Origin of the sequence: Methanosarcina siciliae T4/M, from assembly GCF_000970085.1 — an archaeon.
Lineage (GTDB): Archaea > Halobacteriota > Methanosarcinia > Methanosarcinales > Methanosarcinaceae > Methanosarcina > Methanosarcina siciliae.
Map to the genome: position 1 here is coordinate 948543 of NZ_CP009506.1, position 25863 is coordinate 974405.

The 25863-nt window shown below is 46.4% G+C and carries 19 protein-coding genes and 3 rRNA genes; 14 read left to right on the forward strand and 8 right to left on the reverse strand.

Annotation, left to right across the window (positions count from 1 at the left end; translation table 11 throughout):
* Positions 1-107 precede the first annotated feature (107 nt).
* The 7 genes from MSSIT_RS04165 (at position 108) to MSSIT_RS04195 (ending at position 9393) form a co-directional block, all read left to right on the forward strand.
* The gene (locus MSSIT_RS04165; protein ID WP_048170273.1) at positions 108-2915 is read left to right on the forward strand and encodes a DNA-directed DNA polymerase; all 2808 of its coding nucleotides are present in this window, start codon (positions 108-110) and stop codon (positions 2913-2915) included.
* Between the two features lie 586 nt (positions 2916-3501).
* Positions 3502-4425, forward strand: a complete 924-nt coding sequence (locus MSSIT_RS04170; RefSeq protein ID WP_048170275.1) for a phosphate ABC transporter substrate-binding protein — start codon at positions 3502-3504, stop codon at positions 4423-4425.
* 29 nt (positions 4426-4454) lie between these two features.
* A complete protein-coding gene (pstC, locus tag MSSIT_RS04175) occupies positions 4455-5345 on the forward strand; it encodes a phosphate ABC transporter permease subunit PstC (protein ID WP_048170277.1) in 891 nt (296 codons plus the stop codon).
* Between the two features lie 2 nt (positions 5346-5347).
* Positions 5348-6271: a phosphate ABC transporter permease PstA gene (pstA, locus tag MSSIT_RS04180; RefSeq protein ID WP_231590410.1), complete on the forward strand. Its 924-nt coding sequence runs from the start codon at positions 5348-5350 to the stop codon at positions 6269-6271.
* Between the two features lie 50 nt (positions 6272-6321).
* On the forward strand, positions 6322-7098 hold the full coding sequence (gene pstB, locus MSSIT_RS04185) for a phosphate ABC transporter ATP-binding protein PstB (RefSeq protein ID WP_048170279.1): 777 nt from the start codon (positions 6322-6324) through the stop codon (positions 7096-7098).
* 6 nt (positions 7099-7104) lie between these two features.
* A complete protein-coding gene (gene phoU, locus MSSIT_RS04190) occupies positions 7105-7755 on the forward strand; it encodes a phosphate signaling complex protein PhoU (protein ID WP_048174496.1) in 651 nt (216 codons plus the stop codon).
* 225 nt (positions 7756-7980) lie between these two features.
* A complete protein-coding gene (locus tag MSSIT_RS04195; protein ID WP_048170281.1) occupies positions 7981-9393 on the forward strand; it encodes a dihydroorotase in 1413 nt (470 codons plus the stop codon).
* 30 nt (positions 9394-9423) lie between these two features.
* Here MSSIT_RS04195 and MSSIT_RS04200 read toward each other — a convergent pair whose 3' ends face one another.
* From MSSIT_RS04200 to eif1A, 3 genes are read right to left on the reverse strand one after another with little or no spacing between them, the layout of a single operon-like run.
* On the reverse strand, positions 9424-9972 hold the full coding sequence (locus MSSIT_RS04200; RefSeq protein WP_048170284.1) for a KH domain-containing protein: 549 nt from the start codon (positions 9970-9972) through the stop codon (positions 9424-9426).
* Positions 9969-10757, reverse strand: coding sequence for a serine protein kinase RIO (locus tag MSSIT_RS04205; RefSeq protein WP_048170286.1), 789 nt, complete (start codon positions 10755-10757; stop codon positions 9969-9971). Before MSSIT_RS04205 ends, MSSIT_RS04200 begins: the two co-directional genes overlap by 4 nt.
* Position 10758: 1 nt before the next feature.
* Entirely contained in the window at positions 10759-11094 is a 336-nt protein-coding gene (gene eif1A / locus MSSIT_RS04210) for a translation initiation factor eIF-1A (RefSeq protein ID WP_187151932.1), read from the reverse strand.
* Between the two features lie 832 nt (positions 11095-11926).
* Here eif1A and MSSIT_RS04215 point away from each other — a divergent pair.
* From MSSIT_RS04215 to rrf, 3 genes are all read left to right on the forward strand, one after another.
* Positions 11927-13404: ribosomal RNA gene (locus MSSIT_RS04215) — 16S ribosomal RNA — on the forward strand.
* A gap of 188 nt (positions 13405-13592) precedes the next feature.
* Positions 13593-16496 (forward strand): 23S ribosomal RNA (locus MSSIT_RS04220).
* A 74-nt stretch (positions 16497-16570) separates the two neighbouring features.
* A 5S ribosomal RNA gene (gene rrf, locus MSSIT_RS04225) occupies positions 16571-16692 on the forward strand.
* The 16S, 23S and 5S rRNA genes sit together here, the layout of an rRNA operon.
* A gap of 189 nt (positions 16693-16881) precedes the next feature.
* On the opposite strand, the gene MSSIT_RS25190 is transcribed toward rrf, so the two are convergent.
* The 5 genes from MSSIT_RS25190 to MSSIT_RS04245 all read right to left on the reverse strand — a co-directional run bounded on the left by MSSIT_RS25190 (position 16882) and on the right by MSSIT_RS04245 (position 19729).
* Positions 16882-17016 carry a hypothetical protein gene (locus MSSIT_RS25190; RefSeq protein ID WP_269430804.1) on the reverse strand — a complete coding sequence of 45 codons (135 nt, stop codon included), beginning with the start codon at positions 17014-17016 and terminating at the stop codon, positions 16882-16884.
* An 11-nt stretch (positions 17017-17027) separates the two neighbouring features.
* The gene (locus MSSIT_RS23935; RefSeq protein ID WP_187151970.1) at positions 17028-17225 is read right to left on the reverse strand and encodes a hypothetical protein; all 198 of its coding nucleotides are present in this window, start codon (positions 17223-17225) and stop codon (positions 17028-17030) included.
* Positions 17226-17526: 301 nt separating this feature from the next.
* Entirely contained in the window at positions 17527-17889 is a 363-nt protein-coding gene (locus tag MSSIT_RS04235; RefSeq protein ID WP_048170290.1) for a nascent polypeptide-associated complex protein, read from the reverse strand.
* An 86-nt stretch (positions 17890-17975) separates the two neighbouring features.
* A complete protein-coding gene (locus tag MSSIT_RS04240; protein WP_048170291.1) occupies positions 17976-18293 on the reverse strand; it encodes a HesB/IscA family protein in 318 nt (105 codons plus the stop codon).
* A 290-nt stretch (positions 18294-18583) separates the two neighbouring features.
* Positions 18584-19729: a hypothetical protein gene (locus MSSIT_RS04245; RefSeq protein WP_048170293.1), complete on the reverse strand. Its 1146-nt coding sequence runs from the start codon at positions 19727-19729 to the stop codon at positions 18584-18586.
* Between the two features lie 157 nt (positions 19730-19886).
* Here MSSIT_RS04245 and MSSIT_RS04250 point away from each other — a divergent pair, with 157 nt between their 5' ends.
* The 4 genes from MSSIT_RS04250 to MSSIT_RS04265 all read left to right on the forward strand — a co-directional run bounded on the left by MSSIT_RS04250 (position 19887) and on the right by MSSIT_RS04265 (position 25619).
* Complete coding sequence (locus tag MSSIT_RS04250; protein ID WP_048170295.1) at positions 19887-21866, forward strand: amylo-alpha-1,6-glucosidase; 1980 nt, start codon at positions 19887-19889, stop codon at positions 21864-21866.
* Between the two features lie 187 nt (positions 21867-22053).
* Positions 22054-22416 carry a phosphoribosyl-AMP cyclohydrolase gene (hisI, locus tag MSSIT_RS04255; RefSeq protein WP_048170297.1) on the forward strand — a complete coding sequence of 121 codons (363 nt, stop codon included), beginning with the start codon at positions 22054-22056 and terminating at the stop codon, positions 22414-22416.
* A 145-nt stretch (positions 22417-22561) separates the two neighbouring features.
* Positions 22562-24484, forward strand: coding sequence for a PINc/VapC family ATPase (locus MSSIT_RS04260; RefSeq protein ID WP_048170298.1), 1923 nt, complete (start codon positions 22562-22564; stop codon positions 24482-24484).
* Positions 24485-24761: 277 nt separating this feature from the next.
* Entirely contained in the window at positions 24762-25619 is an 858-nt protein-coding gene (locus tag MSSIT_RS04265) for a hypothetical protein (protein ID WP_048170301.1), read from the forward strand.
* The last annotated feature ends 244 nt before the right edge of the window (positions 25620-25863 follow it).

A 25863-nucleotide genomic window follows, 5' to 3' on the forward strand; every position in this document is an offset into this window, starting at 1 on the left:
CTGTCCTGGCTTAAATGATAGTTTAATAAGCTCGTATACATCATTCTTTTTTGCATCTCTACACTCAACAAAAGCTATATGTCTATCTAGAGCCGTAAACCCTGCCTATGGATTTTCAGATCTTGGATGCAGATTACGAAGTCATTAATGACAGCGGGCCTGTCATCCGCCTCTTCGGCAGGGGGGCAGACGGAAAAAGTGTATGCTGCTTTGTCCCGGATTTTGAGCCTTATTTTTACCTCAAGGCCTCTGGAGACCTGCATGCCGCAGCAAGGCTTATAAAAGACACTTTTGAGCAGGTTAAAAAGGTCGAAATTGTCGAAAAGTTTGAGCCCGTAGGCTACCAGAAAACAAAGACAGAAATGCTCAGGATCACCACCGGCCTGCCGAAGGATGTGCCTGAGATAAGGGACGAGATTCTGAAAATCAGGGATGTTTTGAGAGCTGAGGGAGACTGGCAGGTTTATGAAAGTGATATCCTTTTCAGAAACCGCTTTTTAATTGACAGGGACCTTGGTGGCATGGTCTGGGTTTCTGCGGAGGGAAAGCCGGTTGATCCTGTCAGGTACTTAGGAACAGGTTCTGCAGGGCGCTCTCGTTGTGAAAATTTTGCATGTGATTCGGCATTCCTTGCATCCGGGCTGAAGAGGGTTGAAAGTCTTGCAATTTCCCCGCTGAAGTATCTGGCTTTCGATATCGAGTGCCTGCCTCTTGACGGGGGGATGCCTTCTCCGGAGGCTTCTCCTGTAATCATGATCAGCTTTTCTTTCGAGCCTGAGTATAAAGGGCACAAGACCCTTATCCTGCTGGCAAAACCTGCTGACGGGATGGACGGGGATGTCCTTCCCTGCAGGGACGAAACCGAGATGCTGAACAAATTTTTCGAGATTATCTGTGATTACGACCCTGATATTGTTGCAGGTTATAATCACAAGGACTTCGATATCCCATATATCACGGATAGGGTCAAGGCCCTTGCTGCAAAAGGGGAAACTATCAACCCGGTTATTGGCAGGGACGGTAGTCCGATAGGGTATCGAAAGTTCGGGCTCATTACCCGAACCGAAATGAAAGGGAGAGTTGTTGTTGATGCCCTTCCTCTTGTGAGGAGGGCTTTCAGCCTGAAGCAGTATACCCTGCGGGCTGTTTCAAAAGAACTGCTGAGCCGGGAAAAACTTGATGTTGCTCCCATGGAAATGGAAGAGCACTGGAATGACTCCGGGGAAAAATTCCGGAAATTTGTTGATTACGCCCGCAGGGACTCCGAGCTTGCCCTTGAGCTTGTCCTTGAGCTGAGGCTCCTTGACAAATACATAGCCCTTGCCCAGGTAAGCGGGAGCCTGCTCCAGGAAATTGTTGACGGCGGCCAGACTTCCATGGTTGAGACGCTGCTCCTCAGGGAGTTCGGGTTGAAGGACAGGGTCATTCTCCCAAAGCCCGGGGATGAACTTTCGGCCGAAAGGTATGATATGAGCTCGGACCTGAAAGGCGGGGAAGTCCTGGAACCGAAGAAAGGCCTTCTGGAAAATGTGCTGATCCTCGACTACAAGTCCCTTTATCCGACCATCATGATGGCGCACAACCTCTGTTACACAACTGTTGTGACCGGGGATCGGCCTGAAGGGAAAACCATCAAGCCGCCTTCCGGGGGAGAATTCGTCCCTCCTGGGGTATTCAGGGGTATTGTGCCTTCCATTCTTGAAGACCTCCTTAATAAGAGGGGAGAAACAAAGAAAAGGATGAAACGGGCCTCGGATGAAAACGAATATCGTGTACTTGATGCCACCCAGCTTGCCATAAAAATCCTGCTGAACAGTTTTTACGGCTATTCGGGATATGCCCGGGCAAGGCTTTACAGCCTGACGCTTGCAAACGCCGTAACAAGTTTTGGGAGAAGTAACATCCTCAATACCCGGGACCTCATCAACAGCAGGATCGGAAAAATCGTCCTCCGGAACTCGGAAGCTTTACTTCTCGAAGAGGCAGGAGCCCTTTCTCCTCAGGACAGGATCGTTGAACTTTCAGTCGCTTACGGGGATACGGACAGTGTTTTTGTGCACTGCAAAACAAAAGGGGACCTCTCTCTTGAAGAAGTCAGTCTTGTAGGAAACCGACTTTCTAATATCGTTTCTGACTCCCTTCCCGATCCCATGGAACTCGAGTTCGAATCCGTTGCAAAACGCGCTCTCCTTATTGCAAAGAAACGTTACGCGCTCTGGCTTTTTGAACCTAAAAACTCGGGCTGGGAAAGCAAGATCAAGGTCAAAGGCATGGAAACCGTGCGTCGGGACTGGTGCGAACTTACTTCGACGACCCTTAATAAAGTTCTTGAACTTGTGCTTATAGAGGGTGATGTCGACCAGGCAGTAGAACATGTCCGCAACGTGGTCAGCAATGTAAAAAACCTTGACCCGGGAAAGGATGCCGGGATTATCGAGAAGCTTATCCTGACCCGAACCCTTACCCGGAAAGCAGACAGCTACAAGAATAAGCAACCTCACCTTACCGTTGCGGAAAACCTGAAAAAGCGGACCGGAGTCATGCCTTCAATAGGGACAAGGATCCCCTTTGTCATCACTGCGGGCCGAGGCCTCTTTGTAGACCGGGCCGAGGACCCTGACTATGTCCGTGAAAATAACGTTTCTATAGATGTAGACTATTATGTTAAGAAACAGATCCTGCCGCCGGTTGAACGTATCCTGGAAGTCTTCGGGGTCAAAATGTCATCTCTTGACTTTGATGCAAAGCAAAAAGGTCTCTTTGATTTCGAAGTAAAGAAACCCGAAGTGAAAACTCAGGGAAAAGTGTCCACTGACAAAGGGATCAAAGGGAAAGTCCTGGAAAAAGCCCCTGAAGAGAAATCCCGGTGTTCGGAGAACGGGCGTGCAGAGCAGCGCTCACTGTTTGATTTCTAACTCTGCAGAGTTGCGGCTCTGCAGTGCGCTGTCTGTTTCGCTCTGCTCAAGCAGACTAATTTATGGATTGTAGTAGTTAGCTTCGCTCAAGCGGACTTTAGGATTTTAACAATTAGTTTCGTTCCAGAGGGCTGCTGTTTTCCTGGTTAAAAATGGTTTAAGTGGATAAAGGGATGTATTCTCTTGAACCGGGGGACATTTATTCGATGTATCTTTTCTCTTGATTGCGGCACTGGTTTACAGATTATTCTTTTTCCCCGGTGATTGCCCTTCTTGGGTCAGAGAGGTCCTGGTGATAAAATTAACTAATTCTTTAGCTCGACTGGGTGCTGTCGTGTCAGGACATCAACCATTCAGCCTTGGAGAATATTCTCTTTGAAATCTTATTTTCAATGATACTATTTATTTTATATATGTACTATATAGCATATCAGCTTCAATAGGGCTTATTGCATGTATATACTTCAATAGACTATATATGGCGAATCTTTATATATTTCTCTCTTTTTATAGTGGATTGTACTGGAAACATTTTAGACGGATATAGATTGTTAGTTTATTATTTAATTTAAGGAGCACTTTTGATATGGTAAATAATTTAAAAACTTACGCAGTCCTGACCTTAGTGGTTATCGGGCTTGTGTTTCTGGGAATCGGTTGTACTGGTAATGAAAATAGTGAGGGGTCTTCTCCAGTTCAGGAAACCTCTTCTGAGGGAACTTCTGCAGCTGAAGCCCCTGCAGCTGAGGCACAGAGCATTTTTTTGAAAGGCTCGGACACAGTTCTCCCTCTTGCTCAGGCTGAAGCTGAAGAATTTATGATTGAGTATCCTGAGAAAAGCGTAACCGTTACCGGGGGCGGATCTGGAGTTGGGATTGCAGCTCTCATTGACGGAGAGGTGGATATTGCTACCGCATCCAGGGAAATGAAGGCTGAAGAAATCGAAGCTGCCGAAGCAAACGGCATCACCCCTGTGGAGACTACTATTGCTTATGATGGTATCACCGTAATTGTAAACCCTGGGAACCCTGTTACTGAACTCACTTTTGACCAGCTTCGCGGAATCTACAACGGGAGCATCAGCAACTGGAAAGATGTTGGCGGAGAGGACCAGGACATTGTAGTTCTTTCCAGGGACAGCAGTTCTGGAACTTATGAATACTTTAAGGAAGAAGTTTTACTCGAGGATGAGTACCGTCCTGATGCCCTTACCCAGCCGGCTACAGGCGGAATTGTGAGTGAGGTGTCTCAGAATGCCAATGCTATCGGTTACATCGGAGTTGCATACCTCGATGATAGCGTAAAAGCCTTAAACCTGGATGCCGGGAATGGCTTTGAAGCTCCAAGCTCCGAAAACATCCTCAGTGGTGCATACCCGCTTGCGAGAGCTCTCTACTTCTATACCGACGGGGAACCCTCAGGCCTGACAAAGGAATTTGTTGACTTTGTGCTGAGTGAAACCGGGCAGAACCTTGTGACTGAAGTCGGGTACTTCCCTGTAAATCAGTAATACGGTAAAAGTTATTCCAAGGGAAAAATATGTTTAACAGGAATTATAAGGAAAAAACGATCGAGTCGGTGCTTTTTTCAGTAAGCGCCCTTACGGTCGTCATCCTTTTCCTTATATGCCTTTTTTTGTTCAGGGACAGTTTACTTCTCTTTAAAGACACGTCTCTTCTTGACTTTCTTACGGGAAAGTTCTGGTACCCTACATCCGTGAACAGGCAGTTCGGGTTATTGCCTCTCTTTTTAGGCTCTCTTATTGTTACTGCCGGAGCAATCCTTTTTGCAGTACCTCTGGGGATTGCTTCTGCGATTTATATTTCTGAGATTGCACCTCCAAAGGTTGCAGATGCCCTGAAACCCTTTATCGAGATCCTGGCAGGGATTCCTTCTGTAGTATTCGGGTTCTTCGGGCTTGTAATTCTGGTCCCGCTTGTGCAGAAAATCTTTAACCTGCCTACCGGGCAAACAGCGCTTACGGGTTCCATTATGCTTGGAATCATGGCGCTTCCCACGATAATCACTATTTCAGAAGATGCCATAAGTTCGGTCCCCAGCACTCTCAAACAGGGTTCGCTTGCTCTGGGAGCTACACGATGGCAGACCATGTACAGGGTCATAGTCCCTGCGGCTATTTCCGGAATTTCAGCTGCCGTAATGCTCGGCATAGGGAGAGCCATAGGGGAGACTATGACAGTCATGATGGTTACCGGAAATACGGCAGTAATTCCGGGTTTTCCCGGAGGAATCCTGGACCCTGTGAGGACAATGACTGCCACAATCGCGCTTGAAATGGGGGAAGTGCCCCAGGGAAGCGCTCATTTCCATGCCCTTTTTGCGGTAGGAACCGTGCTTTTCATCATAACTTTCCTGATTAACCTGATTGCGGATTCGATCAAAAAACGATACAGGTTCAAGGTGGACTGAGCATGGAGTTAAATCCAAAAGTAAATGAAAATGATCGTAAATCTTTTCGGATGCAGGGTGGGCTGGGCCTGGGATTGAATGCCAGAACAAGTGAAAGAATCGCCTTTTTGCTAATCGGGCTTTCGGCAATGCTGGTAGCCGGGTTTGTGGTCGTTATCCTTGCCTACATTATTTACAACGGTTACAGTGCGATTAGTGTTGAATTCCTTACCGAGATGCCCCGCATGAGAATGACTCAGGGGGGGATCTATCCGGCAATAGTGGGCACCGTTCTCCTTATTATAGGCTCAATGGCTGTAGCTCTTCCTCTGGGAATTATGGCTGCTGTCTACCTGAATGAATATGCAGGAGATACGCGCAGCACCTGGCTTATAGAAATGGCAATCAATAACCTTGCAGGGACTCCTTCCGTAGTGTTCGGGCTCTTCGGGCTGGCCCTGTTTGTCAAGTACTTCGGTTTCGGTTCTTCTATACTGTCAGCTTCCCTTACTCTTTCTTTTCTGATTATCCCTGTGATTATCCGTTCCAGCCAGGAAGCCCTGATTGCAGTACCTAAAGAATACAGGGATTCCTCTCTTGCGCTCGGGATCAGCAAATGGAGTACCATAAGGCATGTAGTATTGCCGGCTGCCATTCCCGGAATAGTCACAGGTTCCATTCTGAGTATCGGAAGGGTTGCAGGGGAAACGGCTCCCATTCTGCTTACGGGGGTTGCTTATTTCCTGCCAAGGCTGCCTGACTCGATATATTCTCAGTTCATGGCTCTGCCCTACCACCTTTTTGTGCTGGCAACCTCCGGGACGAGCATTGTTAAAACAAGGCCCCTCCAGTACGGGACTGCGCTTGTCCTGTTAATGATCGTGCTAGGTTTGAATTCCATAGCGGTTTTGATCCGCAGGCATTACAGGAAAAAATTGCAAATCTGATTAAATTTTTAGTAATTTTTTAGAATTTATAGGATAATTGAGGTCCATAAATGACTGAAGCTGTTCAAAACGTAGCTCAGCCCCAGATTGAAGTAGAAAACCTGAATCTGTGGTATGGGGAAAAACAGGCTCTTAAAAATATCTCCATGCAGGTCCCCAAAAACAGCGTAACTGCCCTTATAGGGCCTTCAGGCTGCGGCAAATCCACTTTCATCCGCTGCCTTAACAGAATGAATGACCTTATTAAGGACTGCAGGATAGAAGGTAAAGTCTCAATTGAGAACGAGGACATTTACGAAAAAGGTGTTGATGTCGTTGAGCTCCGGAAACGCGTAGGAATGGTTTTCCAGAAGCCCAACCCTTTTCCAATGTCTATTTATGAGAATATTGCATACGGGCCGCGTATACATGGTGTGAATAAGAAAGACCTTGACGGTATTGTTGAGTTTGCTCTCCGTTCGGCTGCCCTCTGGAATGAAACCTCTGACCGGTTAAAGTCAACTGCGTTTTCCCTTAGTGGGGGGCAGCAGCAAAGGCTTTGTATTGCCCGGACGCTTGCAGTGAAACCGGAAATCATTCTCTTCGATGAACCTTGCAGTGCTCTTGACCCGATTTCGACGTCAAGGATCGAAGAACTGATCATGAACCTTAAAAAAGATTATACCATAGTAATCGTAACTCATAATATGCAGCAGGCAGCCAGAGTTTCGGACTATACCGGATTTTTCCTTATGGGGGAATTGATTGAGTTCGGGAAGACGAGGCAGATTTTCCATAATCCTGAAGAGCAGAGTACTGAAGACTATATTACAGGAAGGTTCGGGTGATTGGCAATGGTTCGAGAACGATATCATGAGCAGTTGGACCTGCTGAGAGGGTCCGTTTCGTCACTTGGGGAAATGGCTGAGTTTGTCTTCAGCGATTCTATGGATGCGGTTATTAATCTCGATATTGAGCTTGCTAAAAAAATGCTTGCTCTTGAGCCTAAAATGGACAGGCTTGAGGAGGGAATCGAGGTTTCAATTTGTGACCTGCTTGCACTTCAGCAGCCCATGGCTAGTGACCTCCGACTTGTCGTTTCAGCTCTCAAGATCGCAGCAGACCTCAGGCGGATTCTGGGGCTTTCGATCAACATCGCCAGAATCCCTGGAAAAATCGAAGGCGAACATGTTAAACCCCTCATAGATACGAGAAAAATGGCAAATATTGCAGGGTATATGCTTACAAACTCCCTCAGGGCTTTTGAGACTCAGGACCCGGAACTTGCAAGAGCTACGGCGGCCAGGGATGATGAGGTTGACAAACTCTTTTACTCGGTCTGGGTGGAGTTAATAGAAATGATGGCTAAAGACACAGATATTATTTCCAAGGCCACCTATTTGCTCTTCCTGATCAGGTACCTGGAACGGATTGCCGACCACTGCTGCAACATCTGCGAAAGCGTTGTCTACCTTACCACGGCTGAGCGTGTCAAGCTGAACTAATCTAAACTAAATTTAATCTAAACTAAAGTAAACTAAAATCTATTTGCAACCATTTGGTAGCCTTTGAAAGGCTATAATTTTTTCCCTTCTTTTACCCGTTAAGAAAACTTTTCCTTAAGCTTGATTTCGTTTTCGTTTTCTCCTCCTGCCCGGCTCACAATTCCGGTGGCTCACAATTCCCGTTTATGTACATGTTTTAAGTACGTTTTGAGCATATAGACGCCCATGCCTGATATTCACATCAAAAATACGAGAATTTATTACAATAACTCTCTTCAGCCTGCTGAAATCCTTATTGAGGACGGCAAAATTTCAAAAATCGGAAAGGATTTCAGGGTCTCAAGTTCTGATATGGTGATAGATGCGGGGGGTGCACTTACTCTGCCTGCGGGAATTGATGTGCACGTCCACTTCAGGGAACCGGGCATGACCCTGAAGGAAAACTGGTACACAGGATCCTGTTCTGCAGCTGCCGGGGGCATTGCCACTGTTATTGACCAGCCAAACACCCTCCCTCCCACAACGGACAGGCGCTCTTTTGAACAGAAGCTCAAACTTGCCCGGAAGAAGTCCATTGTTGATTTCGGGATTAACGGGGGAGTTACCGGAAACATAGAAAAACTCCGGGAACTCTGGAGGTTGGGAGTTACGGCTTTCGGTGAGATCTTCATGGCAGAGTCCACAGGGGGGCTTAACATCAATGAAGAAACCTTTGAAGAAGCTCTGGTTGAGGTCAAAAAACTCGGAGCTCTTGCCACAATCCATGCCGAGGATGAAAAGATGCGCCTTGAACTGGAGCAGCTATTGAAAGGGGAGGTTTCCTGTGATTACCATTCAAAGGTGCGCCCAAACGCCTGCGAGGCATCGGCTGTCCAGTGTGCTCTTGAACTCATTTCCGGGATCCAGGTCCGGGCACATTTCTGTCATCTGAGTACGCTTGAAGCCGTGGGAATGATCCGAAAAGAAAAATATCTTGCAAAAAGGGAGAACAAAAAGCCTCTTTTTACCTGCGAGGTCACTCCTCATCACCTGTTTCTCTCGACAAAGGATTGGGAAAGGCTCCGGGCTTTTGGTAAAATGAACCCGCCGCTTCGGGGAAGTCATAGTATCAAAGCGCTTGTAAACGGACTGAATGACGGGACTATTGATATGGTGGCTTCAGACCATGCTCCCCACCTTGAGTCTGAAAAAGACCTCGATATTAGGGCCGCTCCCTCCGGAGTGCCCGGGGTTGAAACCCTTATGCCTCTTATGCTTGCCGCGGTTAGGAAAAATATTTTTCCCCTTTCGAAGGTGATAATGGTTACAAGCTGGAATCCTGCAAAAGCTTTCGAGCTTGACCGCCTGGGCAAGGGCAGGCTTGAGGTAGGTTTTGATGCAGACATTATGATCGTGGACCCGCGCAACCTTCAACCCATAAGGGCTGAAATGCTGCACAGTAAGGCGGGCTGGACTCCTTTTGAAGGAATGGATGCGGTTTTCCCTGAGTATACACTCTCCCGGGGTGAGGTAATCTGGATGGAAGAGTCCATCAATGCAAAGCCCGGAAGGGGTAATTTCCTTGAGGGCAATGGAAAAAGGTCAGAAGAAGACGAAGAAGGAGAAGAAGAAAACTCTGAAGAGCCCGGGTCGGATTGAGGTTCCGGAACTCTCCTTTTTTAACTTTTTTCAGTAAAAGTCTATTGAGTCCAGCTGTGAGTGCAGCAGTTCTTGGTGCTTCTTTTCAAGGAATTTGTATACTGCGCCATGGGAGGTTCCGTCAAGCAGCATTTTTACGGCTGTCCGTATTATGGTGTTCTGTTCGGGGTATCCGAGTATGGATACGGTCTTTCCGTATACGGAGATCTTGACGTTTATCAGGCTTTCCGCAAGTTCCCGGGTTCTCCCGTTTCTGCCTATGATCCTGCCTTTTATGCGCTGAAGCTCTTTTGGGGTGCTGGCAACATCAGAGAGGTCAATGATTTCAAGCATCAGCATGTCATCGTCAAGGATTTCAAGGGCTTTTTCGGGATTGAATCCTCTTCCTATGGCTTTGAGGGTTTCAAGAATCCGGAATTCTTTTAATGGGTCATCTTCGCAGGTAACATCTATTTTTCCGCTGTCGCTTTCGATTTCCAGTTGACAGGTGGTTTTCTCCTCGATAAATTTCTTTGTTTCTCCTTTCGGACCGATAATTACTCCGATTCTTTCTTTGGGAATTTTGACATACTGGGTCATGTTGCATCAGCTTGTATTTTTGAAAGTAATTCTTCAGGTTTGTCCGTTATTCCATAACGGCCGAAGAACCTGAGTATGTTTTGCACGTCTCTGTAGAGAAACTCTCTGGCATTAGGGTGTTCCAGAGTCACAGATTGCCCCATGTCGATAAAAATAGGGGTCGTATCTGCCGGATCTATGAGGACATTGTATTCGCTCAGGTCAGCATGTACAAGGTTCGCTTCTTTATAGAGAAGTCGCATATATTCGACGATTTTGTCATAAACAAGTTTTGCTTCGTCATTTTTCAGGGGAGTGTTTTTCAACAGGGGATAGGGTGTTTTTTCTTCCCCCATGAACTCCATTATAAGAATATTTTTTTCTGCAATAATTGGCTCAGGCACTCGCACTCCCGCGCTCTTTGCACGCTTCAGGTTCTGCAATTCTTTGCGTGTCCATGCAAAAATGATGTCTCGCCTATTATTTCGAATATTCGTAAAGCGAGGGTCTTTCATAATATAAGCATCCATTGCCTTGAAAGTACTGCTGGCAATTCGATATATCTTTATTGCCAGTTCTTTTTCCTCGCCTTCAGCATAAAAGACATTCGCTTCCTTCCCAGTACTGATGGCTCCCCCCATTGCCTTTATTATGCCTTTGTTGGAAAGGGTATAAAGGATTTTAAGGGTAGGTACGTCGAATACATTTTCTTCCACCTTTAGCCTTTCGGAGTCTTTCTCCCTTGCACGCGCCTTATCCCTTGCGCTGTCAATGCGCTTTATTTTTTTGTCCTGGTCCATTCCCATGTTATCCTTTCAGGTACCCTTTTCTCTCGAGCCAGTTTACCTGTGGCCTGGTGTATTTCCATATCACGTCTGCCTTCTCGTTCTGGAATTCCCAAGGGACAACAATCACAACGTCTCCCTCTCGAATCCAGGTTTTCTTCTTCATCGAACCCGGAATCCTTCCCATTCGGACAACTCCGTCCATACAGCGGAGCCTGAGGCGGTTTGCACCAAGGAGGCTTTCAACGGTTGCCAGAATTTCGTTATTCTCCCTTCGAGGTGTGCGTACTCTTGTAACTGTTTCTCCTGTGCCGGGGGGGATTCTTGATGTAGGTTTCTTTAAGTCTGCCAGTGTGATACCTCGTTACATTAGTTTTCAATTTATTGTATTTTTTATATTTATAGTTTAAATATCCATATCTCTTTTTTCGGTCTTTAAGGTTATTTCTCGTGCGACTTTCAACTTCCTGTTGTTATTTTAATGCTGCGCTTTTCGATTTACTTTTTGTCTTTCCTAATTATTATTTTTTTATATGTAATTTTCCGAGCGACAGGTATATATAACTGATGTGTTGTTGTATGTCTCACACGCAGAATAAGCGTGTTCTGCTCCCGAATTATTAATTCATGGGTGGAATTCAGGAACTGGGAAAACAAAATTTCATTATATGTTATGTTTGTTTTTCTTTCGAATGTATTCTGAATGAAAAGCTTTATATATCAAAACTAATGTATATGTGTTCCTGCCCAGCATGAATCCTGTTGTGCTGGCTGGTTTTCTCATAGTCTTGCTGTTTGATATTTCTCTGTTTTACCTGGGAAATTGATACTCTTAAATACTATGGGTGCATACATATATATTCCCGTTCTAACATGGACTCATTTACATGTTAGATGGTTTTTCTCATAGTGATCTGGTAGTGGTTTCTCCTTTGTAAAAAGCAAATCAATACCTTTAAATACTATGAGTGCGTAACTATAATTTCCTGCATCATAAATGCAGCAATTACTAATCATGTAGTGGGGTCAGGAGTTTTTTCCTGTCTGACGAGGATTTGTCGGTTCGGTTAATTCTGGGTGATAGATGTTTTTCAAACATATCTATCGCGAAATGAACTAACTGAATTGATGTTGTTAGTGCAAGTTTCTGCGACCAAGACCTTTAATTTTAAGTGTGCGATACATTAACAATTCTGGTTGATCCTGCCAGAGGTTACTGCTATCGGTGTTCGCCTAAGCCATGCGAGTCATATGTTCTTCGTGAACATGGCGTACTGCTCAGTAACACGTGGATAACCTGCCCTTGGGTCCGGGATAACCCCGGGAAACTGGGGATAATACCGGATAACGCATATGTGCTGGAATGCTTTATGCGTCAAACGGATTCGTCTGCCCAAGGATGGGTCTGCGGCCTATCAGGTAGTAGTGGGTGTAATGTACCTACTAGCCGACAACGGGTACGGGTTGTGAGAGCAAGAGCCCGGAGATGGATTCTGAGACATGAATCCAGGCCCTACGGGGCGCAGCAGGCGCGAAAACTTTACAATGCGGGAAACCGTGATAAGGGGACACCGAGTGCCAGCATCATATGCTGGCTGTCCGGGTGTGTAAAATACACCTGTTAGCAAGGGCCGGGCAAGACCGGTGCCAGCCGCCGCGGTAACACCGGCGGCCCGAGTGGTGATCGTGATTATTGGGTCTAAAGGGTCCGTAGCCGGTTTGGTCAGTCCTCCGGGAAATCTGATAGCTCAACTATTAGGCTTTCGGGGGATACTGCCAGACTTGGAACCGGGAGAGGTAAGAGGTACTACAGGGGTAGGAGTGAAATCTTGTAATCCCTGTGGGACCACCTGTGGCGAAGGCGTCTTACCAGAACGGGTTCGACGGTGAGGGACGAAAGCTGGGGGCACGAACCGGATTAGATACCCGGGTAGTCCCAGCCGTAAACGATGCTCGCTAGGTGTCAGGCATGGCGCGACCGTGTCTGGTGCCGCAGGGAAGCCGTGAAGCGAGCCACCTGGGAAGTACGGCCGCAAGGCTGAAACTTAAAGGAATTGGCGGGGGAGCACAACAACGGGTGGAGCCTGCGGTTTAATTGGACTCAACGCCGGACAACTCACCGGGGACGACAGCAATATGTAGGCCAGGCTGAAGACCTTGCCTGAATCGCTGAGAGGAGGTGCATGGCCGTCGCCAGTTCGTACTGTGAAGCATCCTGTTAAGTCAGGCAACGAGCGAGACCCGTGCCCACTGTTACCAGCATGTCCTCCGGGACGATGGGTACTCTGTGGGGACCGCCGGTGTTAAATCGGAGGAAGGTGCGGGCCACGGTAGGTCAGTATGCCCCGAATTTCCCGGGCTACACGCGGGCTACAATGAATGGGACAATGGGTCCCTTCCCCGAAAGGGGTTGGTAATCTCACAAACCCATCCGTAGTTCGGATCGAGGGCTGTAACTCGCCCTCGTGAAGCTGGAATCCGTAGTAATCGCGTTTCAATATAGCGCGGTGAATACGTCCCTGCTCCTTGCACACACCGCCCGTCAAACCACCCGAGTGAGGTATGGGTGAGGGCACGGACTCAGTGCCGTGTTCGAACCTGAATTTTGCAAGGGGGGTTAAGTCGTAACAAGGTAGCCGTAGGGGAATCTGCGGCTGGATCACCTCCTAAGCCGAAAAAACACTATCACCCAGATGCCGATAAACCGAACAAATCCTCACCCCATTAATTTTATAATCGTCAAGTGCACCCGGAAAGTAGTTTTTCGGGGAAGGATGGATAGCCTGCGCGGAACCGCAGGCATATGAAGTCGTGTATAGGTGCTGTATACTGGACGCTTACTGGACCTGGTTAGGTAATTAGGAATTATGCTATCAGGTGGATGGCTCGGCTCAAGAGCTGATGAAGGACGTGCCAAGCTGCGATAAGCCCGGGGTAGGTGCATGGAACCAATGAACCCGGGATTTCCGAATGGGACCTCTCCGTAGTGATCATTCATGATCGGGAACGCTCCGAATTGAAACATCTCAGTAGGAGCAGGAAAAGAAATCAATTGAGATGCCGTAAGTAACGGCGAGTGAACACGGCACAGTTCAAACCGAATCCCTTCGGGGACATGTGGTGTTGTAGGGCTGTTCAAACGTCTGGCGGCCAAATCGAACTTGCCTGGAACGGCAGACCATAGAGTGTGACAGTCACTTAGATGTACGCCAATGGACCGGAACATGTCCCTGAGTACCGTGCGTTGGATATCGTGCGGGAATTTGGGGGGCACCAACCTCCAAAACTAAATACTTCTTGAGACCGATAGCGAAATAGTAGGGTGACCGAACGCTGAAAAGTACCCGAGAAGGGAGGTGCAAAGTGCCTGAAACCTGATAGTGATGGAACGATACGGCATGAAAGGATCTCTGACATGAAGGAATCATCCGCGAGGATTTAGTACGAATGTCACTGCCAGTGTCGTATCTTACGTTTTGAAGAACGGGCCAGGGAGTGTATCTTGGTGGCGATGGCTAACCTTTTACCTGGGCAGCCGAAGCGAAAGCAACATGTGCGCAGCCTTCGGGCGAGGCACGACGTATACAAGTGCGTGGAGTCACCAGGGTACGACCCGAAGCCGGGTGATCTAGGCGTGGGCAGGTTGAAGCGTGGCGAAAGCTACGTGGAGGACCGCAAACGGTATTGATCTGCAAATCATTCGTGTGACCTGCGTCTCGTAGTGAAATGCTAATCTAACCCGGCATCCGCTGGTTCCTTCCGAAACATGTCGCAGCATGACCTGACTGGAGATCGTCGGTGGAGTAGAGCACTGATTGGCGATTCCGGGGGGGAAACCCCTCGCTCGCTTGTCAAACTCCAAACCCCCCGTCATCTTAGAAAGTCGGAGTCCGGACTGCTGGGGTAAGCTTGTAGTCCGTAAGGGAGACAACCCAGCCCGTGGTTAAGGTCCCCAAGTGTCGACTAAGTGTTAATACTAAAGGGCGTCCCAAGCCCCAGACAGCTGGAAGGTTAGCTTAGAAGCAGCTACCCTTTAAAGAGTGCGTAACAGCTCACCAGTCGAGGTTTGGGGCCCCGAAAATTGACGGGGCTCAAGTCGACCACCGACACCACGGAGTACCGCAAGGTAATCTCGTAGGAAGGCGTTGTGTTCGGGCCGAAGCAGGGCTGTGAAGTCCTGTGGACCGTTCACAAACGAAAATCCTGGTAATAGTAGCAGCATAGCAGGGTGAGACTCCCTGCCGCCGAAGGGGCCAGGTTTCCTCGGCAATGTTCGTCAGCCGAGGGTTAGTCGGTCCTAAGACGTACCGTAATTCGAGTACGCCGAAAGGGAAACAGGTTAATATTCCTGTACCATTTAGCGCTTAGTCTGACGTCTCAGGGCAGGCCGAGCGGCGTCGTCGCGCCGTCTAAGCAGCGAACCCCGTGGAGAGCCGTAATGGCGAGAATCGGGCGAATCTGTAATGGCTAAAGTCGGCTGCACCCCGGGACCCGTGAAAAGGACAGCTAAATGTCCGTACCTAGAACTGACACAGGTGCCCCTAGCTGAAAAGGCTAAGGCGTTTCGGAGTAATTCAGTTAAGGGAATTCGGCAAATTAGCTCCGTAACTTCGGGATAAGGAGTGCCTGCTGTGAAGACAGCAGGTCGCAGTGACCAGGGGGCTCTAACTGTCTAATACCAACATAGGAGATTGCAAACCCGTAAGGGCTAGTACAATCTTCTGAATCCTGCTCAGTGCAGGTACCTGAAACCCCGGTTCAACGGGAAGAAGGGCCTGTAAACAGCGGGGGTAACTATGACCCTCTTAAGGTAGCGTAGTACCTTGTCGCTTAATTGGCGACTTGCATGAATGGATCAATGAGAGCCCTACTGTCCCTAACTGGAGTCCGGTGAAGCTTACATTCTAGTGCACAGTCTAGAGACCTCTAGGGGGAAGTGAAGACCCCGTGGAGCTTTACTGCAGCCTGTCGTTGGGTTGTGGTTCTGGATGTACAGTGTAGGTAGGAGGCATCGAAGCGGGTGCGCCAGCATTCGTGGAGCCGTCCTTGGGACACTACCCTTCTGGAACCGCGACCCTAACTCTGAGAAGAGGACCCCGATAGGTGGGCAGTTTGCCTGGGGCGGGACGCCCTTGAAAAGATATCAAGGGCGCGCAATGGTTGACTCAAGCGGGTCGGAAACTCGCTGAAGAGTGCAAGAGCATAAGTCAGCCTGACGTTATTCAGCATAGCAGTGGATGACGAGACGAAAGTCGGCTCTAGCGAACTTTTGAGCCTCCTTGGTGGGGGCCAAAAATGACAGAAAAGTTACCCCGGGGATAATTGAGTCGTTGCCGGCAAGAGTACATATCGACCCGGCAGCTTGCTACCTCGATGTCGGTTCTTTCCATCCTGGCCGTGCAGCAGCGGCCAAGGGTGAGGTTGTTCGCCTATTAAAGGAGATCGTGAGCTGGGTTTAGACCGTCGTGAGACAGGTCGGTTACTATCTACTAGAGGTGCCAGAGGTCTGCGGGTAAGCTGCTTTTAGTACGAGAGGAACCAAGCAGCGGCGCCACTGGTGTACCGGTTGTCCGACAGGGCATCGCCGGGCAGCTACGCGCTCAGGAATAAGAGCTGAATGCATCTAAGCTCGAACTCTGACCTAAAAAGAGACCTCTCTAAGGATTCCGGTAAAAGACCGGTTTGATAGAAACGGGATGTAAGCACCAAGGCAACGAGGTGTTCAGTCCGCGTTAACTAACCATTCGTTCCTTTCACTTAATTCAGGTCCAGGCGAAATCCGGTATGCAGCACATCTATACATGACTTTTCCCATATCCTATTTATAGGTCGAGTTTGGCGGCCACAGCGGCAGGGCAACTCCTGTACCCATCCCGAACACAGCAGATAAGCCTGCCCGCGTTCCTTACTGTACTGAAGTGTGCGAGCCTTCGGGAACTCTGGATCGCTGCCAAATTCACCCTATACTACTTACTATTTTAGAATTGAGTTTTTGAATTGCTTTTTAAAATTGCTTTTTATGATGATGGTTTTAGTGCTATTTTTCTGGTATTGATTTTCAAGATTCCTTTAATTTCATATTCCTGATATTTGGAGGGATCGCCTGCTCCATCACATCTCCCGGTTCACAAAAAGGCTTTCCTATTTAACCAAGAACACACGGAAGAGAGAAAATAAAGATGGGAATTCCGTTTCTCGGAGAAGCTTTTTTTCGTTCCCATCCCCAATCGTCAATTGTGAAAGCCATGATGTTTTCGAATACTGCAATAACGGTTGTCATCGCGGCAAAGGTCAGAAACATGAAAAAGAAGCTTCCCCATAACTTTGACCGCCCATCATGAATTTGCTTCTTCTTTCAACACCTGCCTGGAGTCTGAGGGAACACACGAAGAAACCGAGGATTGCCCCCAGAGCCACCCAGAAGGTCAATTCAGGGCTCTCATGGCCCTGCGATATTGTGAGGTGTCCAGCCCTACTTGCGAATTCCATTTCTATGATCGGAGAGGCCAAGTAAGAGCAGGAATGTCAGACAGACCAGAACGAAAAGACAGACCAGAACGAAAGCTGCTCCTCTATATTTTCCGGTGATTAAGGGAAAACACCAGAAGTTCCCCATTCCAATTGCATATCCGGCTGAATAATATATCTTTTTTATATTCTATTTACAGAATAAAGCTATGATTCCCCTTTGTTTTATAAAATGAGAACTTTATGAAATAAGATCTATATCGAATGTAAACTTTACAATATAAGTACTTCTTAAGTGAGAATTTTGTAAAATGAAAAGGAATCAGGCAGAAGAAAGAGCCACAATGGCTTCTGCCAGATCTCCGTTTGAGTTTTTCAGGGCATTCTTGGCTTCTTCTTCGGAGACGCCAGTCTGCTCCATTACGAGTTTGATGTCTTCAGCAGGGATTTCCAGAGATTTTGGGACTTCTTTTGCATCGCCTACAATCTGATATGTTTCCGAACCCTGGACTGTCATTATAGTGACGTTTGCGTTCTCAATAATTATGTTAGAGTCGGCAGTCTTTATAATAACCTCTTCAACATCCTTAAGTTCCTTAACATCAATCCCCATCTGTTTCATCATCTGCTTCATTTTAGCCGGGTTCATCCCCCGGCCGCCCACGCCTCCCATTCCTGGAAACATAGATTCCCTTCTCCTTTGTTTTTACTTTCCTATTTGCTTCTGCAGGTTCGGGTATTTTTTCATGCCCTGGCTCGGTTTTGTTTTATTTAATGGCAGCCGCCGCAGGTTCCGCATCCGCCGGCATTGGGGTTGCGGATTAGGAAGCCTTTTCCGTTCTCGTCTTCGATGTAATCGATGCTGCCTTCAGTGAAGTTTTTCTCAATGTCTTTTGTCATTACAAGCTTAATTCCATTGCTTTCCATCGTGACGTCGTCTTCGCTAACTTCATCGTCAAGAGCAAGGCCGTACTGGATTCCACTGCAGGCTACTCCAGCAACAAAGACTCTGAGTGCAAGGTCAGACTTATCTTCCTGTTCTAGCAGTGTTTTAAGCTCTGAAGCTGCTTTTTCTGTTACTTCAATCATTTATATATACCTCTTTTTATTTTTGATAAATTTAAAATATTGAAGACCTTAATCTTCTTAATATGCCATCCGTTACAGCTTACAAATAACTCCTCTGCATTATATACTCTTGCATCTAATACATATAACGCTTATGTGAGGTAGCATCGCTTTTTCTGGAAAATTATTATCAAAGAAGTCTTCGAAGGATAGATTGCGGATTTTCATCTTTAGAAATCCATTTTCTACCAATATGTAAATATATTTTCTATCTTATATATTTTTCTTCTAATATTTTTTCAAGATTTTCTTTAAATGAACTCGGCATCTTCATCTATAGGTTCTTCGAGCACGCTGGCATTATACGCATTGATCTCGAGAGAATTGCGTCTACCCTTTACTTCCCATACAGGAATATACACAAGCTCCATGTCGAGTTCTATTTCACTGGCTTTTGGGCTAATACTCCTTTGCTCATAAATAATTGCTTGTCCTTCCAGGTTGTTAAAGCGCATCTCACGTGTATTTTCTTTTATAATCAACTCAAGAAGAACTTTTTCAGCCAGTTTTTTCTCCACATTCGGACGCTTTACCTCATACTCCACTGCCGGAATTCTGGTTGGTATTCCAAGACCTTTGATATCCATGTTTTCTTTTGACTTATTCAGAGCATTGAGAAAACCCTCCCCTTCTCCTGAAATGCTCATAACTTTTGACCTGAACTTCTTTTCGGCTTCAACAATGTAGGAATACTTCCAGAAAGGCACGAATTTCAATATAGCGCCTTTAGGGTTACTGAGATAGGGTTTTGCAATGACAATTGCCTGATCTTTAGAGATTTTTGGTTCTACGGATTGTATGTTGAGGACCTCGTATGACTCAACTCTGGGAACCTCCTCGTCCTCCATTCTCTTTAAAGGTTTTTTCTCTTCAACCTTCTTTGGAAGGGTTCTGGGTTCAAAAGAGATTTTTTCTATTTCTTTCGGACTATCCTGAAGGGGTACAAGTCTCCCGCCAGCGTAGATTTCCTGTCCAAAGTCTTCTTCTTCCCGGTTTTCTCCGGCGAGTTCAGAGACGGTTTCTACCTGGTTCTGGGTTCCCTTTGAAGGTATTTCGGCTTCTGTCTGATAAGCACTTGTTTTTCTTTCTATATTTGCCAGAACAGCCCTTCCGATCTGGAGGGCAAGCTCGTCTCTGTCCCAGATGTATATTCCGAGTTCAGCTGCATATTCGTTCAGTTCTTTCGAAATTTTCTGGGTTATTACATATATCCCGGTACAAGCTTCTACTTTTTCGGAAAAAAATTTTATCTCCTCGTAGTCGGGCTTCAGGGAGCACATGACATAAGCTTGATGCCCGTTTTTCTCTACAAGGATCTCAGACTGGTTGGATATTATAACATTGTATCCGGATGATTTGAAGATGTCAGCAAGGATTTCTAACAGGTCTTGATTCATGATTCTCACTTTCTTATGTCCTGTACAACTAAAATAGTTTATGTTTACAATTGAAATATAATTTAAAAACTTATTATACTGTATATTTACTTCTATTTTTAAAACTCTCCTTCCAAACATACAATTATATAAGAAATCAGGTCTTAATCAGGTATGTATGAGTGGGATAAGGCTTGGAGCAGATTCTTTTTCTACTTATGAAGAAGGTATTAAAAAAGAATGGATTATAGGAAATGGATTGGGAGGATATGCTTCATCCACGGTCCTGGGGGCAGGCACAAGGACTTATCACGGGCTGCTCGTAGCAGCTCCAGAAAATTCACCCGGTCGGTTGCTGTTACTTTCTTCTCTTGATGAAGAAATTTCTACTGGTGGGGAGGTCTATCGCCTTGCTACCCATAAATATCCTGGCACTGTTTCTCCCACAGGCTTCAATTACCTTTCCAAATTCATTCTTGCACCCTTCCCAATGTGGGTTTACCAGCCTGGCGCTTTTACCGTGAAAAAAAAGGTCTTCATGGTTCATAATAACAATACGACCTGTGTAGTCTATGATATCAGATCCAGAAAAGAGGACGCTATACTAAGAATTTTCCCTATGGTAAACTCCAGAGATTTTCATTATACTACTCACTCAGGCTATCTTTCCTTTTATCAGGAAACTGATTCTACAGGCTTAAAACTGGAAAGTTCCAATGGCTTTTCTTTCTTCCTCTCGTCCAATCTCCAGTATCATCGTGATCCTATGTGGTACTACAATTTTGAGTATGATGCTGAAAAGGAGCGTGGACTTGCCTTTCAGGAAGACAACTTTAACCCCGGTTATTTCGAAAGCAAACTCAAAATGGGAACTTCCCGTTTTTTTATTGCTGTGTCAACCGAAGATATTTCTTCTCTTACCCTTGAGGAGGTTGAGGAACTCTATACAAGAGAAGTATATCGACAGAACCTTCTTGCTTTCAATTCCAGGCTTACCGAGCCTTTTGCCCTTAAGCTTCTCAGGGCAACCGACTGTTTTATTGTGAAGAATCCCTCTACAGGCGAGAGTTCGGTGATTGCGGGATACCACTGGTTTGCGGACTGGGGCAGAGACACCATGATTTCTCTGCCGGGGCTTTTTTTAGTTACTCGCCGCTTCGATGAAGCCAGGTCAACTCTCAAGAACTTTTCAAGGCATTGCCGGAGAGGGCTGGTCCCTAATGTATTTCCGGCTCTCGGGGGAGAGGCAGTATATAATACAGTGGACGCGTCTCTCTGGTTTATTCATGCCCTTGGCCGATATTTCGCATACACAAAAGATTTACTGTTTCTCTCTGAGGTCTGGGATACTGTAGAAAGCATCATGGATAATTACCGTAAGGGCACAGACTTCGGGATTGGCATGGACTCCGATTTTCTTATTCGACAGGGTCCTCAACTGACCTGGATGGACGCTAAAGTAGAAGATATTCCGGTGACCCCGAGAGCAGGTAAAGCCTGCGAAATCAATGCTCTCTGGTATAATGCTCTGAAAACGGCTTCCAGAATAGGGGGCCTTCTTGGTAAAGAAACCTCTTCGTATGAAACCCTCGCAGCCGGGGTTGCTTCCAGTTTTGAAGAAGTTTTCTGGAATCCGGAAACCAACTGCCTTTATGATCTCGTGACCAAGGATGAAGACGGAAATCAGATCAAGGACTCATCTATTCGCCCTAACCAGATTTTTGCAGTCGCTCTCCCTTACACTCTGCTTTCTCCAGAAAAAGAAAAGGCTATTGTGGACCGGGTAGAAAAAGATTTACTCACGCCTTTCGGACTCAGGACACTTTCAACGGACAACCCTTCCTATAAAGGCCGCTATCATGGGGGACCTAAGGAAAGGGACCTTGCCTACCACAACGGAACTGTCTGGCCCTGGCTCCTTGGAGCCTATGTAAAAGCTTACCGAAAGGTTCACAATTATTCCAAAAAGAGCCTTGAAGATATGCGTTCCCTCCTCAAGGGCTTTGACATGCATCTTGAAACCGCAGGTATAGGTACTATTTCCGAAGTATTTGATGGGGATTTCCCTTACTCTTCGGAGGGCTGTATTGCCCAGGCCTGGAGTGTTGCCGAGATTCTAAGAGCCTATGTTGAGGATGTTCTTGGGATAAAACCGTGAAAACAGAACATTTGGTTTTTCAGAAGTTTTTATATAAGGAAATATTTTGTCCCTTTTTCAGGAAATATCCAGTCTTCTTCAAGGGATAATGTCCTAATATAATTACTTTCTGTGCCCTGAAATCTCCCTTCTTTATATATATTTTAATAAACTTCCCTTTTTATACTAGTTTGGCAATCTATCCCCCATGATTGACTTTGATACCCTGAAGTATGAAAACGGCCTGATCCTTGCCGTAGTTCAGGATCAGACAAGCAGGGAGGTGCTGATGTGCGCCTATATGAATCGGGAAGCCCTCGAAAAAACTGTCAAGACAGGAATTGCCCATTTCTGGAGCCGGAGCCGAAAACAGCTCTGGAAGAAAGGTGAAACTTCGGGACATATACAGAAAGTAAAGGAAGTCAGGATCGACTGCGATATGGACTCCGTCCTTCTGCTCGTGGAACAGGTCGGAGGAGCCTGCCATATGGGTTACAGGTCCTGTTTCTACCGAAATCTCGAAGGAGAGGTTGTAGGAGAAAAAGTCTTTGAGCCTGGGGATGTTTACTGAACCTTAATTTCTATTTTTTTCTATTTTTTTCGTTCCCGGGCCTTTTTAATCTTTATTTTTCATCAGTCTTGTTTTTTAACTTCATTCATCTAAAAAAAAGCAGCAGAAGTTTTATTATATACTTTCTGGCTCTATATCCCTTTATATGGCTGATGAGAAGCGGACATGGAGGATCGTTCCGGATACCAGCGTGATAATTGACGGGAGGCTCTCGTCTCGTGTCAGAAGTGGTGAGTTCAGGGGTGCTGAGGTTGTTGTTCCCGAAGCTGTGGTATCGGAGCTTGAAGCCCAGGCAAACAGGGGCAGAGAAATAGGTTTCAAAGGTCTTGAAGAGCTTTCGGAACTTCGGAAACTCTCAGACAGAGGGGAGATTCATCTTCAGTTCAGCGGAGTTCAGCCCACTCTTGAGGAAATTAAGCTTTCTAAGGAGGGAAGGGTGGACGCTCTTATTCGGCGTACGGCTCTTGAGGTAGGGGGGCTGTTTGTTAGTGAAGACCGCGTACAGTCTACGATCGCCAGGGCAAAAGGCCTTGAAGTTGAGTACATACCTCCTAAAGTTATGGACCCGTCAGAGTTCGGTCCCCTCAAAATTGATCATTTCTTCACTGATGATACGATGTCAGTACACCTTAAAAATGGGGTTTCCCCAATGGCCAAGAAAGGCCCTGTCGGAAACGTGCGTTATGTACGGATTCGGGACGAACCTGCAAGTTCCCGGGAACTTTCCAGCATCTCAAAAGAGCTCATAGAGAGAGCCCGGCTTGACCCTGAATCCTTCATTGAAATGTCTTCAAGCGGCGCTACGGTTCTGCAGATCCGAAACATGAGAGTTGCAATTGCCCATCCGCCTTTTTCCGATGATATGGAGATAACTGTCGTCAGACCCACTGTCGTAGTTGACCTCGAGCATTACCGCCTGAACGATAAGCTAAAAGAGCGCATGGTAAGTCAGCGTGGAATCCTTATCGCAGGCCCTCCCGGAGCCGGGAAGTCCACTTTTGCAGCCGGAGTTGCTCGATATCTGAATGATCATGGACAGGTAGTCAAGACAATGGAATCTCCAAGGGACCTGCAGGTGCCTCCTGAGATCACTCAGTATTCCCCTCTCAATGGGAAGATGGAGGACACTGCTGATCTCCTTCTTCTGGTCAGGCCGGACTATACCATCTATGACGAAGTCCGGAAGACCGGGGATTTTCTGATCTTTGCGGACATGCGCCTTGCAGGAGTCGGGATGATCGGGGTCGTACATGCAACCCGGGCAGTGGACGCCATCCAGCGCCTAATTGGCAGGGTTGAACTGGGGGTTATCCCGCAGGTCGTGGATACTGTAATTTTTATCGACAAAGGAGAGGTTGCCAAAGTCCTTGTGCTCGCTTTTACGGTTAAAGTCCCGCACGGGATGACCGAGCAGGATCTTGCAAGGCCGGTAATTACCATTGCGGATTTCGAGACCGGCAAAGTTGATTATGAGATTTATACTTACGGAGAGCAGGTTGTGGTCATGCCAATCGGTTCTCCTCGGGAAAGCCGGAAACCTGCATGGAAACTTGCTGAAGAAGAGATAAGGAATGTTATTGGCAGGTATGCAACAGGGCCCGTTGAAGTGGAAGTGACCTCCGATGATAGTGCTATCGTAAGGGTTAACCATGAGGATATGAGAAAGGTCATCGGTAAAGGTGGAAACGTCATCGATAGGATCGAAAAAATTCTTGGGCTTCACATCGACGTCAGAGAACTCGAAGCTGAGGCTCCGGGAAGAACTAAGGGCTCGAAACGTGGAGCTGGACTCAAAGCTTTCCCGGGAAGGGTCCGGGAACCTGTGCCTGAAAAAGGCATTTCAGTATCCCCGGTTCATCCGGTCATCGAAAGGACCAAAAAGCACCTTATTCTTGGGGTTCCCGAACTTGCAGGAAAGGACGTGGAGATTTTCATCGAAGACGAATATCTCTTCAGTGCAACTGTTAGCCGGCACGGGGATGTGAAACTCAGGATGAACTCGGATCTGGCATCGGAAATTATGGAGGCTCAGGACAGCGGAGATCTTGTTGAGGTAAGATCTATCTGATCTTCTCATTTTTTTCCTTTTATGCCCTTACTTTTTTTCTATCTGACCTTCTTATTTCTTCCTTTTATGTCCCATTTTTCTTTTTTATATTCTTTTCTTATTTTTCATGTCCACCATACTTTTCTATATTTTTTAGTTAATGAGGAGTTATCAACTCTTTCCCTTTTTCAATTTGCACTTTGTATAACTTCTTTTATTTCTTGTAGCATTGTAAAAAAATTTATATACTGTTGGGATGTGATTTCATAGTAGAAATTTAACGGGGGTTGTAGTTCAGTTGAGTAAATCGTATCAGGTAGAGCCCGAAATAAGGGACGATTTGCAGGGGAGGATCGAGGTTTTTGACCAGAGCATCAGAAGTTTTGAAAAGCGGCTGAGAGCAGTTGAGCGTCGTTTATCTCTTGAAGCACCTCAAACTTTGCAGTCCGGAAAGTTTTTTCCAGGGATGTCCCCTGATTCTTTTCAGGAAGTAAATTCCGCAAATCTTGCTGCAGGGCCTTCCGTTTCTCCACAGGGACCTTCCGTTTCTCCTGAAACTTCTTTTCCTTCCTCGTGGAATTCTCCACTTTCAGATTCCGTTTCCTCGTTAACTGAAGGTGATATTTCAGCTTTTGCTTTCAGTGCGGTGCACCCCTCTTCAGAAGTCTCAAATGCTTCCTCTATTTTTCTTAATAGTTCCTCGGAAGTTTCAGGGGTCAGTTACAGGGTAAAGGATCTGAGTGCCCTTTTTACCAGTCTTTCAGAAAGTCTCCATTCTCTACAGGCTGCTATCTCCGAACTTTCTGACTTTGTGCATAGCAACCTTGAGCCAGAGGTTGAAAAACTTGATAATGAAATCAAAGGCATTCAGGTCAGGGAAAATGTATTGGAAGAATATATGCGGAATTTCGAGTCCCGCATTGAAGCCATCGAAAACCGGGACAGGTTTACCCTGGGCTCGATAAAAGTTCCTGTAGAGATCTCAGGAATCGCCGGCTCTTCCGTCCTTTTCTTGACAGGCCTGCTGATCTGGTTCGGGCGTTGGGACATAATAAGGTCCCCTTACTTCTCAATCGGACTTGCAGTAATTCTGGCAGGAGCTGTGCTTTTGAAATTTTATACGGTTAACCGGAAGCAAAAATCGTTAACTAACTGATATTAATTTGCATTTCGACCCCCCTCAAAAAAACCAACTTAATTTTTTTATTTATAAAGTTTATTGCTAGTTATACCTATACTCATCCATTTAAGAATAATTTTGAAAAATTTTAGCAAATCTTGTTTTATTTTTCAGTAGATCCCTCAAATTTAGACTTTGTTTTTTAGAACTATGTAGAATTCAAGCCAAACTCATCAAACTTATTGATTGTGTGTTCGCAACGGATTAAATAAGTTGAATC

Excerpts from the sequence above, each read along its gene's own strand:
- MSSIT_RS04165 (WP_048170273.1), top strand. The coding sequence starts at position 108 with ATGGATTTTCAGATCTTGGATGCAGATTACGAAGTCATTAATGACAGC.
- MSSIT_RS04170 (WP_048170275.1), top strand. The coding sequence starts at position 3,502 with ATGGTAAATAATTTAAAAACTTACGCAGTCCTGACCTTAGTGGTTATC.
- pstC (WP_048170277.1), top strand. The coding sequence starts at position 4,455 with ATGTTTAACAGGAATTATAAGGAAAAAACGATCGAGTCGGTGCTTTTT.
- pstA (WP_231590410.1), top strand. The coding sequence starts at position 5,348 with ATGGAGTTAAATCCAAAAGTAAATGAAAATGATCGTAAATCTTTTCGG.
- pstB (WP_048170279.1), top strand. The coding sequence starts at position 6,322 with ATGACTGAAGCTGTTCAAAACGTAGCTCAGCCCCAGATTGAAGTAGAA.
- phoU (WP_048174496.1), top strand. The coding sequence starts at position 7,105 with ATGGTTCGAGAACGATATCATGAGCAGTTGGACCTGCTGAGAGGGTCC.
- MSSIT_RS04195 (WP_048170281.1), top strand. The coding sequence starts at position 7,981 with ATGCCTGATATTCACATCAAAAATACGAGAATTTATTACAATAACTCT.
- MSSIT_RS04200 (WP_048170284.1), bottom strand. The coding sequence starts at position 9,972 with ATGACCCAGTATGTCAAAATTCCCAAAGAAAGAATCGGAGTAATTATC.
- MSSIT_RS04205 (WP_048170286.1), bottom strand. The coding sequence starts at position 10,757 with ATGGGAATGGACCAGGACAAAAAAATAAAGCGCATTGACAGCGCAAGG.
- MSSIT_RS25190 (WP_269430804.1), bottom strand. The coding sequence starts at position 17,016 with ATGACAACCGTTATTGCAGTATTCGAAAACATCATGGCTTTCACAATT.
- MSSIT_RS23935 (WP_187151970.1), bottom strand. The coding sequence starts at position 17,225 with ATGGAATTCGCAAGTAGGGCTGGACACCTCACAATATCGCAGGGCCAT.
- MSSIT_RS04235 (WP_048170290.1), bottom strand. The coding sequence starts at position 17,889 with ATGTTTCCAGGAATGGGAGGCGTGGGCGGCCGGGGGATGAACCCGGCT.
- MSSIT_RS04240 (WP_048170291.1), bottom strand. The coding sequence starts at position 18,293 with ATGATTGAAGTAACAGAAAAAGCAGCTTCAGAGCTTAAAACACTGCTA.
- MSSIT_RS04245 (WP_048170293.1), bottom strand. The coding sequence starts at position 19,729 with ATGAATCAAGACCTGTTAGAAATCCTTGCTGACATCTTCAAATCATCC.
- MSSIT_RS04250 (WP_048170295.1), top strand. The coding sequence starts at position 19,887 with ATGAGTGGGATAAGGCTTGGAGCAGATTCTTTTTCTACTTATGAAGAA.
- hisI (WP_048170297.1), top strand. The coding sequence starts at position 22,054 with ATGATTGACTTTGATACCCTGAAGTATGAAAACGGCCTGATCCTTGCC.
- MSSIT_RS04260 (WP_048170298.1), top strand. The coding sequence starts at position 22,562 with ATGGCTGATGAGAAGCGGACATGGAGGATCGTTCCGGATACCAGCGTG.